Source organism: Tenacibaculum xiamenense, assembly GCF_964513065.1.
Classification (GTDB): Bacteria; Bacteroidota; Bacteroidia; order Flavobacteriales; family Flavobacteriaceae; genus Polaribacter; species Polaribacter xiamenense.
Window position 1 is genome coordinate 1 of sequence record NZ_CAZEQU010000028.1, and the last position, 1255, is coordinate 1255.

General features: G+C 37.5%; 1 pseudogene. It reads left to right on the forward strand.

Annotated elements, in window-relative coordinates:
- Positions 1 to 1255: pseudogene (locus ACKTTV_RS10025) on the forward strand (hypothetical protein); the annotation flags it as partial.

A 1255-nucleotide genomic window follows, 5' to 3' on the forward strand; every position in this document is an offset into this window, starting at 1 on the left:
TAGAAATCTTGAAACTTTAACAACTATTGCTGAAAACGCTAATGGTACCTTTACTTATACCGATGAGAATGGAGGAACTACCGATATTGATGTTAAAAATCTTGAAACACTTACAACAATTGCTCTAAATGCAGATAATACAAACATCGATTATACTGACGAGGATGGGGTTACAACTCAATTAGATCTTACCAATATTGTTAGTAACCTTGAAACCTTAACAACTATTGCTGAAAACGCCAATGGTACCTTTACTTATACCGATGAAAATGGAGGAACTACCGATATTGATGTTAAGAATCTTGAAACGCTTACGACAATTGCTCTAAATGCAGATAATACAAACATCGATTATACTGACGAGGATGGGGTTACAACTCAATTAGATCTTACCAATATTGTTAGAAATCTTGAAACTTTAACAACTATTGCTGAAAACGCTAATGGTACCTTTACTTATACCGATGAGAATGGAGGAACTACCGATATAGATGTTAAGAATCTTGAGACGCTTACGACAATTGCTCTAAATGCAGATAATACAAATATTGATTATACTGACGAGGATGGGGTTACAACTCAATTAGATCTTACGAATGTTGTTAGAAATGTTGAAACGGTAACTAATCTTAGTGATAATAATGACGGACTTATCACCTTCGTTAATGAGGATGGAACAACTCAAACTGTTCCTAAATCGACACTTACAGATAATGGTAATGGTACTTTTACTTTTTCTAATAATGATGGGTCGAATGTTACCTTCACCCCATCGGCTCAGGGTACCACATACGATAACACTACTTCTGGTTTAACCGCCACGAATGTTCAAGCAGCGTTAGATGAAATTGCAGCAGATAATGCTAGTGATTCGGATCAAATAATCGGAAATGAAGTAGTAGGTCCTACAGACGGTACCTTAGTAAGAAGTGGTGCAGGTACCGCTTTAAACCCCTACACATTAGATGTTTCTGCTAATGCCATAGGTACTACTGAAATTGCAAATGATGCAGTAAACGCAACAAAAATAAATGCAGATGTGGCGGGTAGCGGTCTTACGCAAAACGCAACTACTGGAGCGCTTGATGTAGACGTAACAGCTATTACTGGTGACGGAACTATATCTTCTTCAGACTTAACTGTTACTGGTGGTACAAATGCTGCTCTTAATGATGTTACTCTTGAAATCGCTGATGATGCTGTAAACGCAGCAACTATTAATGCAGATGTAGCAGGTAGCGGTCTTACACAGAAC